The sequence below is a fragment of the Vibrio sp. D173a genome (assembly GCF_030248475.1).
The window spans coordinates 1-2965 of record NZ_JAHGAH010000292.1 but is presented as its reverse complement, the minus strand read 5'-3'; the positions used below and the strand labels follow the sequence as shown (position 1 = coordinate 2965).

Here is a 2965-nt window from a genome sequence, read left to right as displayed (position 1 = left end):
CAAAAACGCATGAGCAAAGCCAAAGCGAAGTAGATAACTTTGTTGTTCGAAGAGCATTGGCTGCTCACGCAGCCAATAGGATGTTATTGCCTATTGACAGGCAGAAGGCTCATATGTGTTATATTCCTTAACAAGCTTCGAAAGATAATATTCAATACGTTTTAAATAAGAACCTATCACCCTATTTTCATATGTATCAGTATTTTTAACTAGCACTTCTTTTGGTAACTCTGGGTAAGCATAACCTCTGTTATTGAATATGATATTAGCTTCACTTGGAGCCGATGGCGACAGTTTATCTAAGTTTTTGAGTGCCCAATCTACAGAGTCTGGACCTGTAGGTTGCCCTTGCTCAGAAGTATGGAGCTCTTGTTCCCATTGGTATTTATGTTCTCTACGAAAAAAGGAGAATGCTCGAGTTAAATGCTCAATAGACTGCTTAATAATTTCTAACTTACTAAATTCAAATTCGGCTTTATTGTTTAATGAACCAGATATCCTACTTCTTGAGAAACATATTTGAATTGCATCTTCGATATTTTGAGTTAGATAGTTCAACAAATTATCAGCAAGAATTGCATTTTCTCTTCGAGCTAATATCTCTACCACTTTTGTATAGAATTCCCCATTCGTTTTTTCGAAATGAAGAAGCAAGTCACTCTGCCCAAAAAAATTATAGAATAGTTTATTTTCATTTCGATTAGCACCTAAAGAAGATCTAAATACTCTAAAACTATCTTCCCTGTTGGAGAACTCTAACTCCATTGGGATGTCACCAACTGAAACGAATGGTGTTCCTAGGTCCTGAAATACATCATCGCTAATTTTTACAACAAATTCGATGGAGTCTAGCTCCTTAATAGCAACGCGGGAGCTAGACATTAAATCGTGATTGGTTGTATCTCCATAAGAGTCAGCAACTAATCGCCATTCGATCATAAATTTGCACCGAAACTATACATGTTCTGCTTTCCAACAGCTATGATGCGACTTAGCATTTTTTTCGAACGTTCCATCTCGTCTGGAAGAATTGCTAGCAGGTTCTCTAGTCTTTGCCCGAAGCCTTCACCATAGCCATTGAGCAAAGGAATAATGTGTTGGCTTACTGCATAATCTAAAGCAGCATAAGTATTTTCGTACATCAATGGCGATGCCACATCCTGATAAGCTCGGATAGCTTTGAGCTTACGGTATGAAATTAAAATTGGGCTTCCCAATGATGGAGAGTCATCTCGAAGAGTCGTAACAATAGAATGAAGAATACCCTCGATGTTTTCTTTTAGTTCTAGAGATGTCGGCGTAAAGACTTCGATAAACTTCTTACCAGAAATCGGAATCATAGGAGCAGCATTTGTATTGATTTCAGAGATTGCTAGGTCGTAGTTTGGTTCAAATTCATCAAAGTTAATAATAGCTGCACGATCAAGCATTCTCGGAGTAAGTGCTTGAACTGATTCATCTTGGTTTATAGTGCCTAAGAATCGAAGATAACTCGGCAGGTTAAGTGTAGGTTTTTCCATATCACCAGTAGTTATAATACGACGAGACTCAGGATCTGCTATTTCCATGAACGGACTGAAATAGTGCTCCGGCTGAGACAAGTTAAACTCATCGAGTAGCACGATAGAAGCTGCGTGGTCATCTCCAGAGCGAGTTTCTTTATCTAACTGGGAAAGCAGCTCATACATTCCTGTAGATGATGGTACGTAAGACTGAGATAGGGCATTGTAAAAACCTAAAATATCACGAGAAGATGTCCAACCTCTAGCTACGGGAATGTTTAGGAATCGATTACCTAAACCAAGCCCCTGCCCTAGCATTTTTGCCAAAGATGTTTTACCAGTGCCAGGTAGACCACTGAATAGTGTGAACTGGCATTGAGCTACAGTAGTCAAGATATTCGCTGCAGTATAATAATCAGTCTTACGACCTTGGCTATTTAAAGAGTCTAATACAGAGTCTATCAACTCTTCTCTAATCGCCTCATTATCAGCATCTTGGTTAATAGATATCTTAACTTTGTAGTCAATTTTTTTGCTAGGCGTTCTAGGTGTAATACCACATAAAGCATCAACTTCAGGTTTTAGTTTCACTAGTTTTCTTGTCAGCTCATCATTTTCACTTTTCAAAGTTTCCCTGATATTTTCTAGCTGTTGCTCTATGCCCTTATTCCTCTCTTTAGCTCGATCTCGTTCGCGCTCAATTAGCTGAATTTCTTGCTCAAGATCATCTAACGTCTTAAATGTTTTATATTTATTTTCCATCACCAGATATTCATTTTGAAGATGGTCTAGCTTACTTTGAAGCTCAATTATCTGAGAAGAAAGCTGCTCTTCCTTTTCTGCTTCTAACTTAGCTGCCGCCTCAGCGCCACCGACTTCAAGATCAGTTTGAACACGAGCTAGGCGTCTATTTTCTGATTCTAGCTTTTCTTTTTCCTGTCTAAGTAAGGTGATAGCTTTTTTTTCTTCTTCAGCGCTAGTTTGAAGCTCCAGCTTGAACGCTTCCTTCTCACTTTGGAAAAAACGCTCCTTGTTCTCATCAATATAGCGCTCTAAGATTTGATGTCCAACACCGTTTTGGTCTTTTAGAAAAGATTCAAAAATGTCATTTCTCGAAGAGTCCTTAGGCCAACAGTACCTTTAGTAAAATTTCGTATTGCAGAACTTTGAGCGACTTTATTTCCGTACATTGAAATGATTTGATCATCGGTAATAAAGTCGATTTTTTCTTCTGTCTTTTCAGCTAACTTTTTAATATTCCCAACAATGACAGCTGATTGAGTGAATGCGCTTTTGTACGGCTCAATAGTTGAGCTACTGAATTTTCCTATATGGTAGGCTTTGTTGCGTAATTCGGACAGAAAACCAAATTGCCCGAAAATTGAGTGATTATTAAACAACATGCTGAGTTTCAGGCATACCAAGCCCTGTAAGCTTGTTCAGCGCTTTAATCATGGCGTAAG

The 2965-nt window shown here is 38.4% G+C and carries 3 protein-coding genes; all 3 read right to left on the bottom strand.

Translation table 11 applies throughout. The annotated features are described in order from the left end of the window. Window positions 1–90: 90 nt before the first annotated feature. On the bottom strand, window positions 91–939 hold the full coding sequence (locus tag KIV40_RS24385; RefSeq protein WP_285351759.1) for a hypothetical protein: 849 nt from the start codon (window positions 937–939) through the stop codon (window positions 91–93). After that, entirely contained in the window at window positions 936–2264 is a 1329-nt protein-coding gene (locus tag KIV40_RS24380; protein WP_285351756.1) for an AAA family ATPase, read from the bottom strand. Before KIV40_RS24380 ends, KIV40_RS24385 begins: the two co-directional genes overlap by 4 nt. Before the next feature lie 323 nt (window positions 2265–2587). Beyond that, window positions 2588–2905 (bottom strand): hypothetical protein, encoded by a 318-nt coding sequence (locus tag KIV40_RS24375; protein WP_285351755.1) that lies wholly within the window; start codon window positions 2903–2905, stop codon window positions 2588–2590. Between the last annotated feature and the right edge of the window lie 60 nt (window positions 2906–2965).